Raw genomic sequence first — 1,374 nt, 5'->3', positions numbered from 1 at the left:
CCGACCTGTCGGCCACGGTGTCCTCGATCACCGCCTATCCGCCGGAATGGGCCTTCGGGCTTGGCCTGTCTCTCAATGGTGATGCAGTTCGATTGATGGACAGGCCCATCGGCCCGGTTCTGACGTCCTTCACCATGCAGGCAATGAGCGTACAGAAGACGTCCTCGTTTATCGTCGGCAGGCGGGGCAAGAACGAACACGCCGAGAGCAGCAATTGGTCGAAGTTCACGCCCCGGTTTGGAGAGAAGAAGCGCGAATTCGACAATCTCGATCAGGAGATCCAGTCCGGCGAGCGGTTGTTCGAAACGCTTTATACGGTGGTGGCCTATGGCCGGGGCGGGCCCGCCGACGGGCAGATCGCGGCCTCGGAGATGGAATCTATCTATCGCCGCCAACGCATCCGGATGTCGAAGGACACCTACCTGCAGCTGCCGCTGTTTCTGGCCAGCCTTCCCTTTGGCTGTTCGTCGAAGATGATGGTGGATTTCAAGCGCAATCAGCGCATGCGGCTGCTCAAGGGCTCCGCTGCGATGGCGTTCATGCCGCTGCATGGTGAATGGACAGGCAACTCGCGCGGGCCCGGCATGTTGCTGCTGGGTCGGCAGGGCCAGGTGTTCCAGTTCGACAACTTCAAAAGTCCGGAAAACTTCAACATGACGGTGACCGGCACCTCCGGCTCCGGCAAGTCCGTGTTCATGCAGGAGCTGGCCTTTGGCATCGTCTCGACCGGGGGCCATGTCCTGATCATCGACGATGGCTATTCGTTCAAGACGACCGCCGAGATCCTCGGTGGCAAGCACATCGCCTTTGACGGCAAGACCAAGAACCGGCTGAACCCGTTTTCGCTTCTCGATGCGAATGCCATGAATAATGACGCGAAGGATCCGAAGAACGAAGAATACCGTGCGTCCGCGATCCTGCTTATCACCCAGGTGGTGGTGACCATGGCGCGGCTTGGGGATTATCGCGCTGGCCGGGTCGAAGAGATCGAAGAGGAATACATTGCCGAAGCGATCACCGCCGTCTGGGATGCCAAGGGACCGGAGGGCGAGATCACCGACGTGCGGGATTATCTCGCGGAGCGGGCCAACACCGACGAACGGCTTCCGGACATCGTGCTGAAGCTCAATGCCTATTCGCGGGGAGGCATGTACGGCGCGTATTTTGAAGGGCCAGCTAATATCAAGCTCGATGATGCGCTGACCGTTGTCGAGCTCAGCGACATCAAGGGCCAGCGCGGTCTGGAGGCGGTTGTCCTGCAGATCGTCATGTTCGTCGGCACCGAGTTGATGCACGGGACATCGCGCGCGACACGGGTGGGCATCGTCATCGATGAGGCCTGGGATCTGCTCAAGGGTGAGGGCACCCCGAAGT

Annotated in this window: 1 protein-coding gene; it reads left to right on the top strand. The window is 60.0% G+C overall.

What is annotated here, in order from left to right:
• The coding region (locus tag GOX53_RS29390; RefSeq protein ID WP_171182415.1) for a DUF5934 domain-containing protein at positions 1-1,374 on the top strand (1,374 nt) is incomplete at both ends.

Source organism: Ruegeria sp. HKCCD8929 (genome assembly GCF_013031405.1).
Classification (GTDB): Bacteria; Pseudomonadota; Alphaproteobacteria; order Rhodobacterales; family Rhodobacteraceae; genus Ruegeria.
Note: the sequence above shows the minus strand (reverse complement) of the source record. Positions and strands in the feature narration are given on the sequence as shown.